At 67.9% G+C, this 18,658-nt stretch carries 16 protein-coding genes; 4 read left to right on the top strand and 12 right to left on the bottom strand.

Translation table 11 applies throughout. The annotated features are described in order from the left end of the window. Nucleotides 1–104: 104 nt before the first annotated feature. Both ACYVN4_RS02165 and ACYVN4_RS02160 read right to left on the bottom strand, forming a co-directional pair. A complete protein-coding gene (locus ACYVN4_RS02165; protein WP_460717510.1) occupies nucleotides 105–1,676 on the bottom strand; it encodes a molybdopterin-dependent oxidoreductase in 1,572 nt (523 codons plus the stop codon). A 70-nt stretch (nucleotides 1,677–1,746) separates the two neighbouring features. After that, entirely contained in the window at nucleotides 1,747–3,183 is a 1,437-nt protein-coding gene (locus tag ACYVN4_RS02160; RefSeq protein ID WP_460717509.1) for a DHA2 family efflux MFS transporter permease subunit, read from the bottom strand. A gap of 77 nt (nucleotides 3,184–3,260) precedes the next feature. On the opposite strand from ACYVN4_RS02160, the gene ACYVN4_RS02155 reads away from it, so the two are divergent. Further along, nucleotides 3,261–4,148, top strand: coding sequence for a LysR family transcriptional regulator (locus ACYVN4_RS02155; RefSeq protein WP_460717508.1), 888 nt, complete (start codon nucleotides 3,261–3,263; stop codon nucleotides 4,146–4,148). A gap of 1 nt (nucleotide 4,149) precedes the next feature. Here ACYVN4_RS02155 and ACYVN4_RS02150 read toward each other — a convergent pair whose 3' ends face one another. Next, entirely contained in the window at nucleotides 4,150–4,710 is a 561-nt protein-coding gene (locus tag ACYVN4_RS02150) for a CGNR zinc finger domain-containing protein (RefSeq protein WP_460717507.1), read from the bottom strand. Between the two features lie 88 nt (nucleotides 4,711–4,798). On the opposite strand from ACYVN4_RS02150, the gene ACYVN4_RS02145 reads away from it, so the two are divergent. Further along, a complete protein-coding gene (locus ACYVN4_RS02145; RefSeq protein ID WP_460717506.1) occupies nucleotides 4,799–5,692 on the top strand; it encodes an alpha/beta fold hydrolase in 894 nt (297 codons plus the stop codon). Here the strand turns inward: ACYVN4_RS02145 and ACYVN4_RS02140 are convergent. The 5 genes from ACYVN4_RS02140 to ACYVN4_RS02120 form a co-directional block, all read right to left on the bottom strand. Then, nucleotides 5,637–7,094, bottom strand: a complete 1,458-nt coding sequence (locus tag ACYVN4_RS02140) for an MFS transporter (protein ID WP_460717505.1) — start codon at nucleotides 7,092–7,094, stop codon at nucleotides 5,637–5,639. The two genes, ACYVN4_RS02145 and ACYVN4_RS02140, sit on opposite strands and share 56 nt — an antisense overlap. Before the next feature lie 252 nt (nucleotides 7,095–7,346). Next, the gene (locus ACYVN4_RS02135; RefSeq protein WP_460717504.1) at nucleotides 7,347–9,143 is read right to left on the bottom strand and encodes an AMP-dependent synthetase/ligase; all 1,797 of its coding nucleotides are present in this window, start codon (nucleotides 9,141–9,143) and stop codon (nucleotides 7,347–7,349) included. 112 nt (nucleotides 9,144–9,255) lie between these two features. Beyond that, nucleotides 9,256–10,170: an alpha/beta hydrolase gene (locus ACYVN4_RS02130; protein WP_460717503.1), complete on the bottom strand. Its 915-nt coding sequence runs from the start codon at nucleotides 10,168–10,170 to the stop codon at nucleotides 9,256–9,258. Nucleotides 10,171–10,194: 24 nt separating this feature from the next. Continuing rightward, nucleotides 10,195–11,025 carry an SDR family NAD(P)-dependent oxidoreductase gene (locus tag ACYVN4_RS02125; RefSeq protein ID WP_379362460.1) on the bottom strand — a complete coding sequence of 277 codons (831 nt, stop codon included), beginning with the start codon at nucleotides 11,023–11,025 and terminating at the stop codon, nucleotides 10,195–10,197. A gap of 38 nt (nucleotides 11,026–11,063) precedes the next feature. Beyond that, nucleotides 11,064–12,584 carry a flavin-containing monooxygenase gene (locus ACYVN4_RS02120; RefSeq protein WP_460717502.1) on the bottom strand — a complete coding sequence of 507 codons (1,521 nt, stop codon included), beginning with the start codon at nucleotides 12,582–12,584 and terminating at the stop codon, nucleotides 11,064–11,066. Between the two features lie 86 nt (nucleotides 12,585–12,670). On the opposite strand from ACYVN4_RS02120, the gene ACYVN4_RS02115 reads away from it, so the two are divergent. Further along, on the top strand, nucleotides 12,671–13,300 hold the full coding sequence (locus tag ACYVN4_RS02115; RefSeq protein ID WP_460717501.1) for a TetR/AcrR family transcriptional regulator: 630 nt from the start codon (nucleotides 12,671–12,673) through the stop codon (nucleotides 13,298–13,300). 252 nt (nucleotides 13,301–13,552) lie between these two features. Here the strand turns inward: ACYVN4_RS02115 and ACYVN4_RS02110 are convergent, their stop codons facing one another. The 4 genes from ACYVN4_RS02110 to ACYVN4_RS02095 all read right to left on the bottom strand — a co-directional run bounded on the left by ACYVN4_RS02110 (nucleotide 13,553) and on the right by ACYVN4_RS02095 (nucleotide 17,454). Further along, nucleotides 13,553–14,215 (bottom strand): Crp/Fnr family transcriptional regulator, encoded by a 663-nt coding sequence (locus ACYVN4_RS02110; protein WP_460717500.1) that lies wholly within the window; start codon nucleotides 14,213–14,215, stop codon nucleotides 13,553–13,555. Nucleotides 14,216–14,358: 143 nt separating this feature from the next. Then, nucleotides 14,359–15,909 carry an MFS transporter gene (locus tag ACYVN4_RS02105; RefSeq protein WP_460717499.1) on the bottom strand — a complete coding sequence of 517 codons (1,551 nt, stop codon included), beginning with the start codon at nucleotides 15,907–15,909 and terminating at the stop codon, nucleotides 14,359–14,361. 16 nt (nucleotides 15,910–15,925) lie between these two features. Next, on the bottom strand, nucleotides 15,926–16,435 hold the full coding sequence (locus tag ACYVN4_RS02100) for a hypothetical protein (RefSeq protein ID WP_460717498.1): 510 nt from the start codon (nucleotides 16,433–16,435) through the stop codon (nucleotides 15,926–15,928). Nucleotides 16,436–16,524: 89 nt separating this feature from the next. After that, on the bottom strand, nucleotides 16,525–17,454 hold the full coding sequence (locus ACYVN4_RS02095) for a glycine betaine ABC transporter substrate-binding protein (RefSeq protein WP_460717497.1): 930 nt from the start codon (nucleotides 17,452–17,454) through the stop codon (nucleotides 16,525–16,527). A gap of 300 nt (nucleotides 17,455–17,754) precedes the next feature. On the opposite strand from ACYVN4_RS02095, the gene ACYVN4_RS02090 reads away from it, so the two are divergent. Then, entirely contained in the window at nucleotides 17,755–18,654 is a 900-nt protein-coding gene (locus ACYVN4_RS02090; RefSeq protein ID WP_460718332.1) for an ABC transporter substrate-binding protein, read from the top strand. Nucleotides 18,655–18,658 lie beyond the last annotated feature (4 nt).

Below are 18,658 nucleotides of genomic sequence, written 5' to 3'. Positions count from 1 at the left end.
ATACTAAACCGCGCGCGCTGACAAAAAGGCCGTTCGGATCTTTCGCCCGCGCAACATCGGCGCGCCGCGCGACCGACCGGTCCGGGCGGGGCGTGGGGCGCGCTTCAGTTGATTCGCACTGTGAGCGAGGGATATCCGGTCGCGCCGTCGGGCACGACGTCGGCCTGCTGGTCGGTCTGGGTCTCGCCGGTGTTGTCGGTGGCGCGCGCCCAGATGGTGTGGATGCCGGATCCGGCGGCGTCCCAGTCGAAGGCCCACTGCACCCAGGTGTCGATGGACGGGGCGACCGCCAGCCGGGCGGGCTGCCAGTCCCCCTGGTCGACACGGACTTCCACGCCGCGAATGCCGCGATGCTGTGCCCAGGCCACCCCGGCGACGGTGAGTTTGCCGGCGTTGAAGGTGCCGTGCGCACGGGGCGTGTCGATGCGGCATTCGGTCTTGATCGGCCCCTTCGCCGACCAGCCGCGCTTGGTCCAGAACGCCTCGGCCTTATCGAATCTGGTGATCTCCAGTTCGGTCACCCACTTGGTGGCCGACACGTATCCGTACAGGCCGGGCACCACCAGCCGCGCGGGATAGCCGTGCGCGGTGGGCAGCGGTTCCCCGTTCATGCCGACCGCGAGCATGGCGTCGCGGCCGTCCATCAGGGTGGCCAGCGGACTGCCCGCGGTGAAGCCGTCGACGCTGCGCGAGAGCACCATGTCGGCGTCGGGATGCGGTCCGGCGGCGGCGATGATCTCGTCGAGCCGGTACCCGAGCCAGCGGGCATTCGAGATGAGGTCGCCGCCCACCGGATTGGAGACGCAGGCGAGGGTGACCAGCCGCTCGATGGGCGTCTTCGCGGTGAGATCGGCGTAGGTCAAACGGATCTCGCGATCGACCATGCCGTGGATGCGCAGCGACCAGTCGTCCTTGCTGACCTGCGGCACGGTGAGCGCGGTATCGATGCGATAGAAGTCGGCATTGGCGGTGATGTAGGGCGTCAGCCCCGGAATCTTCAGGTCCGCACCGGGTTCCACCGACGGCTCGGGCGTGGCCGGTGTCGGCAGTTGGATGTCGGCTCGCTCGGCCGACACGTCCCGCGACCGCAGGCTGATGATCCGCCCCGCGATGCCACCGACCGCCGCGGCCACACCTGCGATCACCACCCCGCGCACCACCAGCCGCCGTTCCACCGCCAACTCGGCAGATGAAAGCCGCTGCGCCTCGGGCGTTTCCGGGTCCGCGGCGGCGACTTCGCGCTCGCCGAGCCGGGTGGCCCGCTCGATCAGGCTGCGCAGCACCAGGATTCCGGCGATCATGCCGAGAACCGAGGGGATCGCCCAGGTCCAGGACGCATTGGGGCGGCCGAGCGCCGCCAGGATGGACAGCAGCCCGAAGATCCCGAACAGGATCGACCCGATCGGCCGCCGCTCCCGCTCCAGATTCCCGGCGACCGCGGCCAGCACCACCGCGGCCACGCCCATGCAGACGAACAGCAGCAGTTTGTCGTTGGTGCCGACCAGGCCGATGATCCATTCCCGGAACCCGTCCGGGGTGTGATCGACAATCCAGCCGCCGACCGCTTCCAGCGGCGTGCTGTCCGGGCTGACCAGCACCGCAACCAGCTCCGCCACGCCCAGCGTGACCCCGCCCGCGACGATGCCGACCGCCGTCCGTAATCCGCGTTCCACCACGAAACCGACCCTACTGCGAGGGTCGGCTCGTGAACCGGTTCGAAGGATTACGGAAGCGTGACACCCGGTATCAGCGGGTCTCGCCGCGCAGCGCCACGGCGGCGATCACCGCCATCACCAGGAGACTGCCACCCGCGACCGCGAAGGCGTGATGCAGTCCGGTCACGCTCAGTCCCGAACCGGAGTAGGCCAGCGCCCCCAGCACGGCGACGCCGAGCACCTGACCGACCTGGCGCAGCGAATTGTGGACCGAGGATGCCATTCCGGCCCGGTGCGGGTGCACTGCGGCGAGTGCCGTCGCGGTCATGGGGGTCAGGCACAGGCCGATGCCGAAGCCGCCGATCGCCAGGATCCACCAGAGGGACCCGATGCCGGTGTGGGCCCCGACGCTGAGCAGGCCGATGACCGCGAAGCCGGCGAGGGTCAGCCCGGTCACCATCGGCACCCGCGGTCCGATGCGGCCGACCAGCCGCCCCGAAACCGGTGTCGCCAGCGCGAAGGCCACGCCGATGGCGCACACGTCGAGTCCGGCTCGGACGGCCGAATGGCCCTGCACCTGCTGGAAGTACGCGCTCAGGTAGACGATCAGCCCGATGAAGGCGAAGAAGGCGACGGCACCGGCCAGATTGGCCGCGGTGAAGGAGCGATTCCCGAACAGGGTGAGGTCCACGAGGGGATCGCTGTGTCGTCGTTCCCAGCCCACGAAAGCCGCCAGCGCGACGACGGACAGCGCGAACGCGCCGAGGATGGGTATCGAGGTCCAGCCCTGCTGCTTGCCCTCGATCAGTCCGAACGAGAGGGCGGCGACGGCGGTCGCGGTCAATACCGAACCCTGCCAATCGAATCGGCCGACCGCGGGGGTGCGCGGCAGGCGCGGCACGATCAGCGCGGCCACCGTCGCGAAGACCGCGGCCAGCGGCACGTTCAGCAGGAGCACCCAGCGCCAGCCCAGCGCGGTGACCACGATGCCGCCGAGGATCGGGCCGACCGCCAGCGCCAGACCCGACGAGGTGGACCAGGCGCCGATGGCGACCGCTCGCTCGCGTTCGTCCGGGAACACGGCGCGCACCACGGCCAGGCTGGTGGGAACCAGCAGGGCAGGCCCCACGCCCTGGATGACACGGCCCACCAACAGGATCGGGACATTCGGAGCCAGACCGGCGACGAGCGCGCCGAGGGCGAAGGTCGACAAGCCCAGGAGGAACACGCCTTTGCGGCCGTAGCGGTCACCGAGCCCGCCGCTGAGCATCAGCAGGCTGGCATAGACCAGGACGTACGAGTTGACGATCCACTCGGCGGCCGTGCCATCGGCGTGTAGGTCGCGGCCGATGGTCGGCAACGCCACGCTGATGACGGTGGTGGACAGCACCGCGAGGAACTGGCCGCCGGTGACGGCGATCAGCGTGATCCAGGGGCTGCGGGAGACCCCGCGGTCAGCGGGGACGACGGGGCGACGCGGGGTCGCACCGAGATCGCCGACGGATTCGGCGGTGCGCAAAACGGTCATACTGTGACGGTAGGAGTGTGAAGCAATACCTTCCACGACCAAATCCGCTATGTAATAGTGCCTTTAGAGTTATAAGCATGGACCTCTTGCAGCTGCGCTACTTCCAGCTGGTCGCGCACGCCGAGAACATCTCGCGGGTGGCGGAAGAGCTGCGGGTGGCGCAACCTTCGCTCAGTCGCACCATCACCCGCCTCGAAAATGAGCTCGGGGTACCGCTTTTCGACCGGCAGGGCCGGCGGCTGCGGCTGAACCGGTTCGGGGCGGCCTTTCTGGAACGGGTGGAGCGCGCTCTCGGCGAGCTCGACAGCGCCAGGCGGGAACTGTCCGATCTGGCCCGGTTGGACGAGGGTTCGGTGGCGATCGGCGCGGAGAATCTGGTGGTGGTCCAGCGGGTGGTCGCGGACTTCGTGCAGGCGTATCCCGGTGTGCGCGTGCAGCTTTTCTCCGGCACCACCGAGCAGGTGACGGCCCGGCTGACGGCGGGCGGACTCGACCTGGGGCTGGTCTCGAAGCCGGTGGACATCCCCGGGATAGCCCAGCGGGCGCTCCTGGAAGAGGAGGTATTGCTCGCGGTGTCGCCGAATCATCCTCTGGCACAACGGGATCGAGTCTCGGTGGCCGAGCTGGCCGACGAAGCCTTCATCACCACCTCACCCGACTACTGGCAGCGCACCGTGCTCGATCGCATCTTCTGCCGCGCCGGGCTGCGCCCCAATATCGCCTGCGAGGGCGACGAGCCCGCGGCCCTGCGCAACCTGATCGCCACCGGATTCGGTATCGGCCTGCTGCCATCCATGGCACGCGACTACCCGGGCCCGCCGGTCGCCTGGCTGCACATCGACGACACCTTCTGCCGCCGCACTCTGCACGTGATCTGGCGGCAGGACGCCTATCTGCCGGTGGCGGCACAGCGTTTTCGCGATATGGCGGCCGAGCGGTTCGCGCCGAATCCGCCGAGCGACTGATTCAGTCGACGGCCTTGTGGCGCTGGTAGTAGCGGGCGACGCGGACCCGGTTGCCGCAGCGCTCGGGTGAGCACCATTGGCGGCGGGGGTGGGCGGGCAGGAAGAGCATGATGCAGTCCTCGGCGCCGCATTCGCGAATGCGGCCGACGGCCGGGTCGAGCAGCAGGGTGGCGGCCGCGTCGGCCAGGTGAGCGGCCAGGCGCGGGCCCGGTTCACCGATGCGAGCGACCTTTTCGGTGACCGCGGCACCGTCCCAGTCCAGCACGCGGACGGCGGGCGCGGCCGACTGCGCGGCGACCAAGCCCTCGAGAGCAGTGGCTGGCGGACGGCGGCCCTGGCGTAGAGCATCGACGGCGGCCGTGGTGTGTTCGCGCACGGCGCGGACGGCGGCCAGATCGGCAGTGGTGAGGTGATGAGGGGGTGGTTCGGGCAGGCGGTCGGCCTCCAGGCGCAGCCAATCCGCCAGCGCCTCGGGGGTTTCCAGCAAATCGCCACCGGTGGGCCGGGTGTTCACCAGGTCCAGGGCGAGGGGTTCACCGATCAACGGTTCGAGATCAGCCACGGGACTAATGGTACTACCCGCTATTGACACATTAGAAGTGGTTGCCGTAAAACTAATGCAACATCACCGCCAGAAAGCATGTGAAGCCATGAGCGCACTACCCCTGGTCCAGCACCACCGCATCGACGTCGACGGGGTGGAGGTCTTCTACCGCGAGTCCGTCCCCACCCGCGCGGACGCGCCGGTCCTGTTGCTGCTGCACGGCTTTCCCACCGCGTCGCACCAGTTCCGCCGTCTCATCGACGCGCTCGGCGACCGCTACCGGCTCATCGCCCCCGACTACCCGGGCTTCGGCAACACGGTCGCGCCCGCGGACTTCGACTACAGCTTCGACCGGCTGGCCGACATCACCGAGGGCTTCGTCCAGCAGCTGGGCCTGACCCGCTTCGCCATGTACATCTTCGACTTCGGCGCCCCGATCGGGCTGCGCCTGGCCACCCGCCATCCGGAGTGGATCGAGGGCCTGATCGTGCAGAACGGCAATGCCTACGAGGCCGGATTGTCCGAGGCCGCACAGGGTTTCGTCGCCCTGCGCGCCGATCACGAGGGCGACGAGGACATCGTGCGCGGTCTGCTCTCCCCCGAGGGCACCCGCAGCCAGTACGAGGGCGGCGTACCCGACCCCACCGTGCTCAACCCCGACGCCTGGACCCTGGACCAGCACTACCTCGACCTGCCCGGCCGCAAGGAAGCCCAGGTGGCGCTGGCCTTCGACTACAAGTCCAATGTGGCCCGCTACCCCGAATGGCAGGCCTGGCTGCGGAAGTACACGCCCCCGACCCTGATCGCCTGGGGCGCGAACGACATGTTCTTCCCCACACCGGGCGCACACGCCTACACGGCAGATGTGCCCGACGCCGAACTTCACCTGTTCGACACCGGGCACTTCGCCTTGGAGACTCACGTCTCCGAAATCGCCACGCTCATCAGTGATTTTCTCGAACGACTCGCGGCAGCAGGAACGCCAGTCCGAAAGCCGTGACACCGAGCCCGATTCCGACCAGGGTGACGTGCTCCATGCCAACCAGGGCATTGCCGCGCGGGGTGCCGCCGAGGTGGGTGAAGCCGTTGAAGAAGACGGTGCCCAGCACCGCGACACCCAGCGCGCCGGCCAGCTGCTGCACGGATTCCAGCAGCCCCGAGGCGGAACCCACCTCGTGATCCTGGATTTCGCCGATGATGATGCTGAACATCGGGACGAACACCATGCCCATGCCGAATCCGACGACCAGCAGCGGGCCCGCGATCTCCCAGGCGTTCAGGCCGGTGCCGACCACGCGCAACACCAGGTAGAGCGCGACCAGCCCGACCGTCATGACGCCGACGCCCAGGTGCAGCACCTTGCGGCCCAGCTTGGGCGCCTCGGCGCCGATGGCGGAGCCGAAGAAGGAACCGAGCGCCCAGGCGGCCATGGCGATGCTGGCGCCGATCGGGCTGTAGCCGAAGCCGAGCTGCAGCATCAGGCCCAGGCCCAGCGAGAACCCGATGATGCCGACGAAGAACACGGTCTCGAAAAGCACTCCGGCACTGTAGGAACGGCGGCCGAACACGCTCAACTGCACCAGCGGTACACGGCCGGCGGCGGTGCGGGCCCGCTGCTGGGCGACGAACACCGCGAGCACTGCGATGGCGGCGACCGGCATGGCCAGACTCCAAGTGGGCCAGCCGAGTTCGCGGCCCTGCATGAGCGGGTAGACCAGCATGCCGACACCCGATCCGGCCAGGAGCACGCCCACCAGGTCGAGGCCGCCGGTGCGATCCCCCAGGTGTTCGGGCAGCGCGGCAATGCCCGCGATCAGCGCGAAGAACCCGAGCGGCACATTGATCCAGAAGATCGCGCGCCAGTCGGTGCCGAACAGATCGGCCTTGATCAGCAGTCCGGCGATGATCGGCCCGAGAATGCTCGCCACGCCCAGGGTGGTGCCGAATGCCGCCCACGCCTTGGGCTGTTCGGCGGTATCGGGGAACAGGTCTCGGATCATGCCGAGGCATTGCGGCACCATGATCGCCGCCGCGGCGGCCTGCGCGACCCGGCCACCGATCAGGGCCTCCGGCGTCCCGGCCAGCGAGCAGACCACCGACGCCAGCACGAATCCGACTGTGCCGCCGAGGAACATCCGCCGCCGCCCGAACATGTCGCCGAGCCGTCCACCGGTCAACAGCCCGACCGCCAGCACCAGCGTGTAGGCCGCCGCGATCCACTGCATGGTGGCGTAGCTGCCGCCCAGATCGCGCCGGATCATCGGCAGCGCGACGTTCACGACATTGGTGTCGAGCATGTTCATCAGCGTCGCGCCGATGATCGCGGACAGGCCCAGCCAGCGCCGGGCGGGCGCGGCGAGGGTACTCGAAGTGGCGGTGGGGACGGGGGCGGTGGTGGTCATCGCGGGCTCCTTTTCAGCGTGCAGCCATAGTATCCAGACAACTAGTTTCCAAGCAACTAGTTTGCCGGATCTCGCCTCTCACGACTTCCAGAATTCCGGTAAAGACCACCCCGCCACATCACGAAGATTCGTTATCCACCAGCACCTTTGACCCCCGTAAACAGCGAAGGGGGCCCGCGGAAGACCGCGGGCCCCGATCACTCGGTCCCATGGGGGTTCGGGGGCCTGGCCCCCGACACCCCTATACCTCCGTCAGGAGTTGTAGATCGCGTCCACGTCGGCCGCGTACTTCTTCATCACGACCGCGCGCTTCAGCGAAAGCTTCGGCGTCAGCTCGCCGCCCTCCTCGGTCCAGTCGACCGGCAGGATGCGCACCTTCTTGATCGCCTCGGCATGCGAGACCAGCTTGTTGGTGGCCGCGACCGCGTCATTGATCTCCGCGACCAGGGCCGGGTTGTCGATGACGTGCTCGATCGGGGTGTCCGCGCCGATCCCGTTGCGCTCCAACCAACCCGGCAGGGTGTCCTGGTCGAGGGTGACCAGCGCGCCGATGAACGGCTCGCCGTCGCCGACCACCATGACCTGGCTGATCAGCGGGTGCTGGCGCAGCGAGTCCTCGAGCATGGTCGGGGAGACGTTCTTGCCGCCCGCGGTGACGAGGATTTCCTTCTTGCGGCCGGTGATGGAGATGAAGCCCTGCTCGTCGATGGCCCCGAGGTCACCGGTCTTGAACCAGCCGTCCGCGTCGAACGCGTCCTTGCTGGCCTCCGGGTTGTTCCAGTAGCCGCCGAACACCACGCCGCCGCGAATGAGCAGCTCGCCGTCCTCGGCGACCTTCGCGCCGTGGCCCGGCAGCGGGCGGCCGACCGAACCGACCTTGATGAACTTGGGGGTGTTGACGCTGACGGCCGCGGTGGACTCGGTCAGGCCGTAGCCCTCGTAGATGGTGACGCCGGCGCCGCGGAAGTAGTGGCCCAGGCGCGAACCCAGCGGTCCGCCGCCGGAGACGGCCGACTCGCACTGCCCGCCCATGGCCTCGCGCAGCTTGCCGAAGACCAGCTTGTCGAACACCATGTGCTGCAGCTTGAGCACGAGGCCGGGGCCGCCCTTTTCGAGCGACTGGCTGTACTGGATGGCGATCTCGGTGGCGTAGTCGAAGATCTTGCCCTTGCCGCCGTCGTGCGCCTTCTGCTTCGCGCCGTTGAACACCTTCTCGAACACACGCGGCACCGAGAGGATGAAGTGCGGCTTGTACTGCCCGAACTGCTCGACCAGCGTGGACCAGTCGCTGGTGTGCGCGACGGTGACACCGGCGTCGAAGGCGGCCAGCGCGACGGCGCGGGCGAAGACGTGGGCCAGCGGCAGGAACAGCAGCGACTTGCGGCCGGGCCGCAGGAATTCGCTCATGGCCGAGCGGTCGGCGGCGGACTCCGCGTAGAGGTTGGAGTGCGAGAGCATGACGCCCTTGGGGCGGCCGGTGGTGCCGGAGGTGTAGATGAGGGTCGCCGGGGAGGCGGCCTTCACCTGGGCGCGGCGCTCGTGCACGACGCTGTCGTCCAACTCCGCGCCGCGGGCGACGAGGGTGGCGATGGCGTCCTTGTCGATCTGCAGGGTTTCCTTCAGATCGCCCAGTCCGCCTTCGATTTCCGCGACGGTGGCCCGGTGCTTGTCGTTCTGGACGACGATGAGCTTGGTGCCGGAGTCCGACAGGATCCAGCGCACCTGCTCGGCGGCGGAGCTGTCGAAGATGGCGACGGTGCAGCCACCGGCGGCCCAGATGGCGAAGTCCAGCACCACCCACTCGTAGCTGGTGGCGGCCATGATGGCGACGCGGTCACCGAGTTCGATGCCGGAGGCGACGAGTCCCTTGGCCACATCGGTCACGGCTTTGGCGAATTGGGTCGCCGTGACGTCGTTCCAGCCGCCCTTGCCATCCGGGGTGTTGAAGACGACCAGATTCGGCGTCTGCTCCGCGTGCCGGAACGCGCCGTCCGACATATTGGCGGTTTCCGGGATGGTGTAGGTAGCCGGGACTTCGAACTCTCGCATCGCTGCCCTTCCACAGTGGGTTTACTGGCGGGTAATTTACGCCACGCTCACAGGTAACTCCCCGCGGACCGTCCGAACCTGTTCTCGGACGGGTCCGCGTTGTGTTCTGTCCCTATCCTATTGACCGGCTTTGCGCCGGTCGCAGGGCCTGCCGAAGGAACTGGCCGAGTTCGGTGGTGACCCGGGCGGCGGGACGGGCGATGCTCGCCTGCAGTTGGGCGACATGCCAGAGGCCCTCGGTCTCGGTGAACTCGACCGATACGCCGGCCGATCGCAGCGCGGCGACCAACCGGGTGCACTGATCGTGCAGCAGTTCGTCCACATCCGCCTGGACATAGGTGGGCGGCAGCCCGTGCAGATCGCCGAGCAGCGGCGCGTAGCCGGTGTCGGAGCCGACGCCCGAACCCAGGTAGGCGGCGGCGCAGGCGCGCGACCACGGCTTGTTGATGACCAGATCGCGGTCGCGGGTGGGCACCTCGTTGGGGTCGCCCCACGGCGCGATCAGCCCGAGCGCCGCCGGGACGAACCCGTGCCGGTCGCGCAGCCGCTCGGCCAGGGCGAGCGAGAGCCCGCCGCCCGCCGAATCCCCGGCCACCGCAATGCGTTCGGGCTTGTATCCGGCGGCGACGAGTTCGAGGAAGGCCGCCTCGGCGTCGTCCAGGGCCGCCGGGAACGGGTGCTCCGGGGCCAGCCGGTAGTCGAGAACCTGGATGGGACAACCGGTTTCGCGCGCGAGGTATCCCGCCAGCGCGCGGTGAGTGGCCGGGGAACCGACGGTGTAACCGCCGCCGTGCAGGTACAGCACGGTGGCGGAATCCGAGACCGGCCCCACGCTCACCCGTTCGGCTGGGCGGCCGCCCAGCCGGATGCGGTCGTGGTGGGTGCCGCGCGGCGGCCGCTGTGCCACCGCGCCCCAATCCATGAGTGCCCGTTGGACACTGAACGGCAGCCGGGCATTGAGCATGACCTTGAAGATCGGGCTCAGGGCGGCGCGAACGACGGGCAGCGGCAGTGTCACATCGGGCATGACCGGGTGTCCTTCAGTTGTGTCTTACGGCAAGATGCGCTTCTGCACTACCGCGGCGATGCGCTGGTAGTACGAGGCGGTAGTGCGCACGAACAGGTCGAGGGCCTTGGCCTCCCAGCCGATCAGCACCCGGCCGTGGCCCTTGGCGACGCCCTCGGTGATGGTCTGCGCGGCCATCTCCGGGGTGTGCATGGCCAGCTTGGCGTCGAACAGCGCGGCCAGGTTCTTCTGGTCGAGCCCCTCGGAGACGGTGGCATTGCGGGCGACGGCGGTCTTGATGCCGCCGGGGTGCACGCAGGTGACCTTGACCGGCTTGCCGCTCATCAGCATTTCCTGGCGCAGCGCCTCGGTGAACCCGCGCACCGCGAATTTGGCGGCGTTGTAGGCACTCTGGCCGGGGACGGCGATCAGGCCGAAGAGGCTGGAGATGTTCACGACGTGGCCCGCACCGGATTCGATGAGGTACGGCAGGAACGCCTTGGTGCCGTTGACGACACCCCAGAAGTCGACGTCCATGATGCGTTCGATGTCCTTGAACGCGGTGTCGACGACGTCGCCGTGGTGGGCGATACCGGCGTTGTTGTAGATCTGGTTGACCTTGCCGAAGTGCTTCTTGACCTCGTCGGCGTAGAGCAGGACCGACTCGCGCTCGGCCACATTCAGCCGATCCGACTTGATCTTCACGCCGAACTTCTCGCAGCGCTTGACGGTCTCGGCGAGGCCCTCGGCGTCGATGTCGGACAGCGCCAGGTGCGCGCCACGCTTGGCCAGGTTCTCCGCCAGGGCGCGGCCGATGCCGGAGCCCGCACCGGTGATCACACAGACCTTGTCCTTGAAGTAAGCATCGTTGCTCACGGTTACCGCTTTCGGTTGTCGTGGAAGGTGGGAGAGGCTCAAACAGCCTGTGCGACAGGCTCGGTGGTGGTCTCGTAGGCCGAGACGTCGAAGTTCTCGAGCAGGCTGCGGAACCGGAAGGTGAAGTCCGGCCACAGCGTGGTGTTGTTGCCGTGCTTGTCGAGGTACCAGGAGGCACAGCCGCCGGTGCTCCACACCGCGCCCTGCAGCTTGCGCTGCAGTTCGGCATTGAACTCGTCCTGCACGTCCTTGCGGACCTCGACGGTGCGCAGGCCCAGCTTGTCGAACTGCGCGATGGCGTCGGCGAGGTAGTTGATCTGCGATTCGATCATGAACACCATCGAGGTGTGGCCCAGGCCCACGTTCGGGCCCAGCATGAAGAACATATTGGGGTAGTTGTGGATGGCCGAGCCCTTGTAGCCCTGCTGGCCGATGGCGTCGAAAACCTCTGCCAGGGTACGGCCGTCGCGTCCGGAGACGGTGTCGTAGACCGGCGAGTCGGTGACGTGGAAGCCGGTGGCCACGATGATGGCGTCGACCTCGCGCACGGTGCCGTCCTTGGTGACGACGGCGTTGGCGCGGATCTCCTTGATGCCGTCGGTGACGACGTCGACATTGTCGCGGCTCAGCGCCGGGTAGTACTCGTTGGAGATGAGCATGCGCTTGCAGCCGATGCGGAAGTTCGGGGTGACCTTGCGGCGCAGCTCTGGGTCACGGACCTCGGCGAACAGCTTGGCGCGCGCGATGGCCTCGAAGGCGAGCATGGCGGGCGGGAACTTGGTCAGGCCGACCACCTGGGTCTCGCGCGCGGCGTAGATGCCCGCGCGGTAGAGCGCCCGCAGCGCGGGAATGTGCTTGAGCGCGAACTTCTCCGGGCCGAGGTAGGGGCGGTCGCCCCGCGGCAGCAGCCAGGGCGCGGTGCGCTGGTAGAGGTCCAGGTGCGCGACCTTGGACGCGATGGCCGGGACGATCTGAATCGCGGAGGCGCCGGTGCCGATGACGGCGACGCGCTTGCCGGTCAGATCCGAGTCGTGGTTCCAGCGGGCGGAGTGGAAGATCTCGCCCTGGAAGTCGTTGATGCCCTTGATGTCCGGCAGGTTCGGCTCGCACAGCGCCCCGACGGCGGAGACCAGGATGTCGGCGGTGAAGGCGCCCTGGCTGGTCTGGATCTCCCAGCGGGCTTCCTCGGCGTTCCACTGCGCGCCGGTCATGTCGCAGTCGAAGACGTGATGGTCGCGCACGCCGTACTTGTCGGCGACGCCCTGGATGTAGCGCTGGATCTCCGGCTGCTTGGAGAACGAGCGCGACCATTCCGGGTTGAGCGCGAAGGAGTACGAGTACAGCTGCGAGGGCACGTCACAGGCCGCGCCCGGGTAGGTGTTGTCGCGCCAGGTGCCGCCGACATCGCTGCCGCGCTCCAGCACGAGGTAGTCGGTACGGCCCTGTTGGCTCAGGCGAATGGCCAGGCCCAGGCCGGAGAACCCGCTGCCGACGATGATCACGTGGGCATGCCGGGCGGGCTGGTTGCCGACAGCTTTGTCTGTAACCTTGCGACTCATATATGCGAGACTAGGGTCTTATTGAGCGGGAGTCAACAGTATTGACTCGCGTTCAGTAAAGTGGACCCGTGACCAAGGAGCGCAGCGTGAGCAGACCGGATACCGGAGCCTCGGCCAAGCGCGTGCGCCTCAGCCCGGCCGAACGCCGTCAGCAGCTCATCACACTCGGCGTGGAGATGCTGCGCGAACACGATCTCGAAGACATCTCCATCACCGACATCGCCGACCGCGCCGGCATCTCGCGCGGCCTGCTGTTCCACTACTTCTCCTCCAAGCAGGAATTCCAGCTCGCCATCGTCAAGCAGGCGAACGTGGACTTCCTCGAACGCACCGCGCCCGATCGCAATCTGGATCTGTACTCGATGCTGCGCGACTCCATCGACCGCTACATCGACTACGTGAGCCAGAACGGCGCCGCCTACCACGCCCTGCTGCGCGGCCCGGTCAGCGCCAATCCCGAAATGGCGGAAATGGTGGCCAATGCCCGCCAGGCCACCGCCGAACGCATCCTCGTCGAGGCCCCGATCCCCGTCGACGACCCCGACCGGCCGCGGCTGGCGCTGGCCGTGCGCGGCTGGATCTCCTTCGTCGAGGAGGTGGTGCTCACCTGGCTGCGCGAGGAACCGATCACCCGGGAGGCACTGGTCGACATGCTCGTCGCCTCGCTACCGGCCCTGGCCTTGAACGCGGATCTCGCTGCGGCACTTCAGCAGTGAGGACGACGTCCGGCCACTCCCCCGTCGCGGCCGAGGCAATGAGCGCCGCGGCCAGCGGGCTGTGGGTGATGATCAGATCACGGTAGAGCTCGTCGACCGTTGCACATCCGGACGATAATTCGGGTGCCGACATCGGTCACACCTCCCGAGGGTTTTGCCCCAGACCCCAATGGCGGGGAGACATTTCGAGCGTGACACGGCCGGATTGCGAGGACGCCGGAAAAATCAGGTTTCACGGCGAGCTTTCAACGATTACTTATCCAATTCTGCGAATCGCCGTAAACTTTCGCGGTTTCTTACAATAACGTGCCGATTCCACGGGGCCACCAGATCGGCGGCGCGCATCCGGTTCATGGCCAGCCCCACCGCGTCCACCCCGGCGCCGATCAGATTGCCCAGCTCCTCGTAGGAGAGACGGATGGTGATCTCCCAACCGTCTTCGGTGGCGGTGCCGCAGGATTCGACGAACTCCAGCAGCAGCCGCGCCAGCCGCATCTGCACCGGGCACCCGCCGAAATCCAGCCGCCGCTGATCCGACCAGGCCAGCCGATCCGCCAGCGAACGGCACAGCGCCAGCAGACCGTCCGGATGCTGCTCCAGGAAATTCATGAACGCCACACCCGGAATCCGATGCGCGATGGTGGCCGTGCACACGGTCGCCGTATTCGACCGCCGCGAATCCGGCACCAGCGCACCGAGTTCCCCGATCACATCCCCGCTGACCCGAATCGCGAACAACTTGCCGTCGGACGAGGTGATCTTCACACACGCCGACACCGTCCGATCCCGCGAGCGCAGCAGATACACCATCGCCCCCGGATCCCCCTGTCGCATCAACACCGTGCCGGGCGGGCAATAGGTCTGCACCCCCAACTGCAGCAGATCATGCCGCGATCGCGGCGAGAGTCGCTCCATGAAAGTCCCCGTAGGCCAAGGCCAATCGTCCAGATGCCCGCCACCATATGAATTCACAGTTGTATCCAGTTCCGTACCGCCGATGGAAACTGCCCCCGAACTCCCACGGTAGCGAGCGAAAGTCGTTGCGGCACGCAGGCGGGTCAGGTCTCGTACTCGTAGCCGGAGTGGTCGCCGCGGGAGGAGACGGCGGTGACGAGGGCCGCGGCGAGGATCATGATCGCCGAAACCAGGAGGGCCACATCGAGTCCGCGGTGGAAGGCGGCGTAGGTGGCGGTGATGACGTTGTTGACGATCGGGCCGTAGGCGGCGGAGGCAGACGCGTCGCCGCCGGTGGGGACCTTGCCGGTCTCGATGGCGTCGATGACGATGGTCTGGAAATTGGCGGGGATGCCGAGCTGGTTGAGGCGGTCGGTGAGATCCGAGTTGAGGAACGAGTTGACCAGGGAGCCCAGGGCCGCCACGCCCACTACCGCGCCGACCTGGCGCATGGTGTTGGTCGCGGCGGCGGCCATGCCGGAATGTTCGGCCGGGACGCCGGACAGCACGGCCGAGGTCAACGGCACCACGGCGATGCCGAAGCCGAGTCCGGCCAAGGTCAGCGACAATGCCAGGGGACCGAATTCCGGTGCGATGCCGAGGTTTTCGCGGGTCAGCAGGATGCCCGCCGCACCGAGCACGCAGCCGGTGATCATGGGCGTGCGGGAGCCGCGCAGCGCCACCCAGAAGCCCGCGGCCAACGCGCCGAGAATGATGGCGACGGCCATGGGCGCGAACATCGCGGCGGTCCGCCAGCCCGAATAGCCCACCACCTCCTGCAGATACAGCGCGGTGAAGAAGAAGATCGAGAAGATGCCGAAGTAGACGGCGAACGCCACGATCAGCGCGCTGCGCACCATGGGACGCTTCAGGTATCGGAAGTCGAACATGGGATTGCGGGCCCGCGATTCGATCACCAGGAACGCCATTCCGGCCAGCCCGCCGAGTACGAACAGCGTGATCACCGGGGCCGCACCGTAACCCGACTCCTCCCCCGCGATGCCCGCGTAGATCACGCAGCCGAGAAACGCGGAGCCGGTGAGGAATCCGGCCACATCGACCGGTCCGGGTTGCGGGTCGGCGGATTCCGGTACGTAGCGCAGCGCCGCAGCCAGCACCAGCACGCCGACCGCCAGATTGAACCAGAACACCGAACGCCAGCCACCCACCCCGACCAGCAGTCCGCCGAGCACCGGGCCCGAAGCCAGCGCCAGTCCCGACACGGCCGCCCAAGCCCCCAGTGCGCGTGCGCGTTCCGAGCGATCCGGGAACACGTGCCGGATGACCGACAGCGTCCCGGGCTCCGAAGCCGCCGCCCCGAGCCCCATGACGGCGCGGCCCGCGATGAGCACCGCCACGGTCGGAGCGAGCGCCGAGAGCACCGAGCCCGCCGTGAAAACCGCCAGCCCGGCGATCATCACGCGTTTGCGCCCCCACCGGTCCCCCAGCGATCCGGCGGTCAGCATGAGGCTCGCGAACACCAGCGTGTAGGCGTTCACCACCCATTGCAGCGACACCACCCCGGCGTGCAGGCTCGACTGGATGTCGCCGAGGGTGACGCTGACGACAGTGGTGTCGAGGAACGTCACGAACAGCACCGCGGTGACGGTGACCAGTGCGACGCCCGGCCGCCGCGCGGTTGCTATGGCGCGCATGTCGACTCCGCGCCGGTCAACTCGTCGGCGTGACCGACCCGCTCGCGCACGGCGCGGGCGGCTTGCCCTGCGTCTCGAGCGAGAGCAGGTTGCAGAAGGTCGCGGCCGCCACCTTCCAGCCGCCGCCGATCAGCACGGCGCTGCCGGGCTGATCCTGCAGGGCCGGTGTCCCGTTGAGGGAGATGGTGAACACCACGTCGGCGTGGTCCGTGCCCGCGGCGGTCACGCTCGAGACGGCCGCCTTGGTGCCCTTGGCGATGGCCGAATCCGCCTGCGCGCGAATGGTGTCGGCGAAGCTCTGCCCGTTCTCCAGCAGTGCGATCTTCTGGTCGGCGGTGGTGGAACCGTCGAAGAAGCGCTGATAGGAATCGGTGACCGCGGCCACCAGGGCCGGGTCACCGGCGACGGCCGTGATGGTGGGGTGCGCGGTCTTGGGTTCCTTCGCCGACACCCCGCACTCGGCGGCCACGGCCACCGAAAGTGCGCACAGCGCAAGGGATTTCATGACCGGATTGCGAATCGACATGCCTCGCCCTCCCTGGCTGACGGGAACGGCATGAGACAAATCAGACTACGCGCCCCGTGATCGGGACATGCCGGTTGCGGGCGGCCGGATTACAACGAGTGGGCGTCGAGCCAGTCACGGGCCACCGCGGACGGGATGGCGCCCTGATCGCGGATCTGGTGGATCATGTCGGCCAGATCGGTGGTGGTGAGTTCGCCCGCCACGTAATTGAGTTTGCGGATCTGCTCGTCGGAGAGCGCGGCCTTGCGCAGGACCGGCAATACCTGGGCGGCGCGGAAGGCGTAGTCCGGGTCGGCGAGCGGGGTCAGGTCCACGCCGCCGTCGGGCAGGAAGGCGGGCGGCCCGGGCAGCACGGCCAATTGAATCTCGCCGTCGGAGAGCGCCTTTCGCAGGTCGGCGTCGCTGGTGAAGGTGACCGGGTGGGCGAGGTCGCAGTGGTAGACGGTGCGCAGCGGGTCCAGCACATCACGCTGAGGGTCGAGGGGTGCGCGCAGCGCGTCCAGCGGCGGGCCGGTGGTGATGCCGACGGTCAGCTCGGCGCAGCGCGAGCCGAGGTCCTTCAGCGAGGTCGGGTACTCCGCGATCCGGGTGGTGGCGGCGACCACGGTGGGACGTAGGTCGGTGCCCTCGGCGGGGTCGGAGTCGACCACGCCTTCCGGAAGCGCCTTGGACACTGCCAGATTGACTGCGTCGGGTTTGGTGGCCGTCGCGGTCGAGTCCAGCGCGGTGAGCAGATCTCCGCTGACATCCCCGAACAGCGCGATGGTGTCGGAGTCGAGTGCGGCCAGCAGATCCTTACGCTCGCCCATGCGCTCCTTGGTCTGCGTGTGCAGTCCGGTCCGCGCCAGCGCCCCCGCGTAGAGCTCGGCGATCATCATCGATTCCGGCGAGTTGCCCGCCCCGACGGTGAGTACCGGCCCGGTTTCGTGGTTTCCGCAGGCGACGGCGACCGCCGCGACCACGACGACCAGCAGTGGACGCGACAGGCGGCGCACGAGGGAAGCGGTTGCGGCGGACACGGCAACAGTCTGCCGCAGTGTGATCACAGGCCTTCCGGAGGGTAGACACGCCGTGCAAGATGACTCGGCCGCACCCGCCAGAAAAGCGAAACCGACCTCAGGTAGGCAACGTTCAGGGAACAGAGCGGGCAATATGGACAGTTAGGTCTGTTTCGGGGTGGATCTTTCACCCCGCCCGCCGCAGGCACCCCGCTCGGAAGGACGACAGTGCACTCGCTCATCACCACGCGCGCCGACGGCAGGCGCATCTCCCGGACCGTATTCCGGATTCTCGCCGCCTCCGTCGCGCTGGCCGCGGCCATGACGCTGTCGGCCTGCGGCGGCAGCAAGTCCAACCCGCTCGGCGGCGGTGGCGGCAGCTGCGGCGGCGACACCAGCAAGCTGACCGTCGGTTCGGCCAACTTCCCGGAGTCCGAGACCGTCGCCGACGTGTACGCGGAAGCGCTGCGGGCCAACGGGTTCGGCATCGACACCAAGCTCAATATCGGCAGCCGCGAGGCGTACGTGCCTGCGCTGAAGGACTGCTCGATCAGCCTGATCCCGGACTACACCGGCAATCTGCTGCAGTACTTGGACAAGTCGAGCACCGCCACCACGCCGGACGAGGTGAACGCGGCGCTGACCAAGGCGCTCGGCGATCAGCTCGCCATCGGCACGCCCGCGCCGGGTGAGGACTCCGACGCGGTCGTAGTCACCAAGGCCACCGCCGACAAGTGGAATCTGAAGTCCATCGCGGATCTGGCCTCGCATTCGGCCGAGGTGAAACTGGCCGCGCCCGCGGAGTTCTCGGAGCGGCCGGGCGGCCTGCCGGGTCTGAAGAAGAACTACGGCCTCGACATCTCCACCGCCAACTTCGTGCCGATCGCCGACGGCGGCGGCCCCGCCACCGTGAAGGCGCTCACCGAGGGTCAGGTCACCGCGGCCGACATCTTCACCACCTCGCCCGCCATCGCCCAGAACAATCTGGTGGTGCTGGCCGACCCCAAGCACAACTTCCCGCCGCAGAACGTGGTGCCGCTCTACAACACGAGCAAGAAGAGCGACAAGCTCGGCAAGGTGCTCGACGCGGTCTCCGCGAAACTGACCACGGCCGAACTGATCTCGCTCAACACCGCCGTGTCCGGAAGCAGCAAGACCGAGCCCGCCGCGGCCGCCAAGGCGTGGGTGACGGCGCAGGGGCTCGACAAGCCGATCGCATAACGGA

This window comes from Nocardia heshunensis (assembly GCF_054782115.1).
Note: the sequence above shows the minus strand (reverse complement) of the source record. Positions and strands in the feature narration are given on the sequence as shown.

What these genes read in the sequence shown, in the direction of transcription:
- ACYVN4_RS02160 (WP_460717509.1), bottom strand. Translation starts at nt 3,183, where the DNA reads ATGACCGTTTTGCGCACCGCCGAATCCGTCGGCGATCTCGGTGCGACC.
- ACYVN4_RS02155 (WP_460717508.1), top strand. Translation starts at nt 3,261, where the DNA reads ATGGACCTCTTGCAGCTGCGCTACTTCCAGCTGGTCGCGCACGCCGAG.
- ACYVN4_RS02145 (WP_460717506.1), top strand. Translation starts at nt 4,799, where the DNA reads ATGAGCGCACTACCCCTGGTCCAGCACCACCGCATCGACGTCGACGGG.
- ACYVN4_RS02140 (WP_460717505.1), bottom strand. Translation starts at nt 7,094, where the DNA reads ATGACCACCACCGCCCCCGTCCCCACCGCCACTTCGAGTACCCTCGCC.
- ACYVN4_RS02135 (WP_460717504.1), bottom strand. Translation starts at nt 9,143, where the DNA reads ATGCGAGAGTTCGAAGTCCCGGCTACCTACACCATCCCGGAAACCGCC.
- ACYVN4_RS02130 (WP_460717503.1), bottom strand. Translation starts at nt 10,170, where the DNA reads ATGCCCGATGTGACACTGCCGCTGCCCGTCGTTCGCGCCGCCCTGAGC.
- ACYVN4_RS02120 (WP_460717502.1), bottom strand. Translation starts at nt 12,584, where the DNA reads ATGAGTCGCAAGGTTACAGACAAAGCTGTCGGCAACCAGCCCGCCCGG.
- ACYVN4_RS02110 (WP_460717500.1), bottom strand. Translation starts at nt 14,215, where the DNA reads ATGGAGCGACTCTCGCCGCGATCGCGGCATGATCTGCTGCAGTTGGGG.
- ACYVN4_RS02105 (WP_460717499.1), bottom strand. Translation starts at nt 15,909, where the DNA reads ATGCGCGCCATAGCAACCGCGCGGCGGCCGGGCGTCGCACTGGTCACC.
- ACYVN4_RS02100 (WP_460717498.1), bottom strand. Translation starts at nt 16,435, where the DNA reads ATGTCGATTCGCAATCCGGTCATGAAATCCCTTGCGCTGTGCGCACTT.
- ACYVN4_RS02090 (WP_460718332.1), top strand. Translation starts at nt 17,755, where the DNA reads ATGACGCTGTCGGCCTGCGGCGGCAGCAAGTCCAACCCGCTCGGCGGC.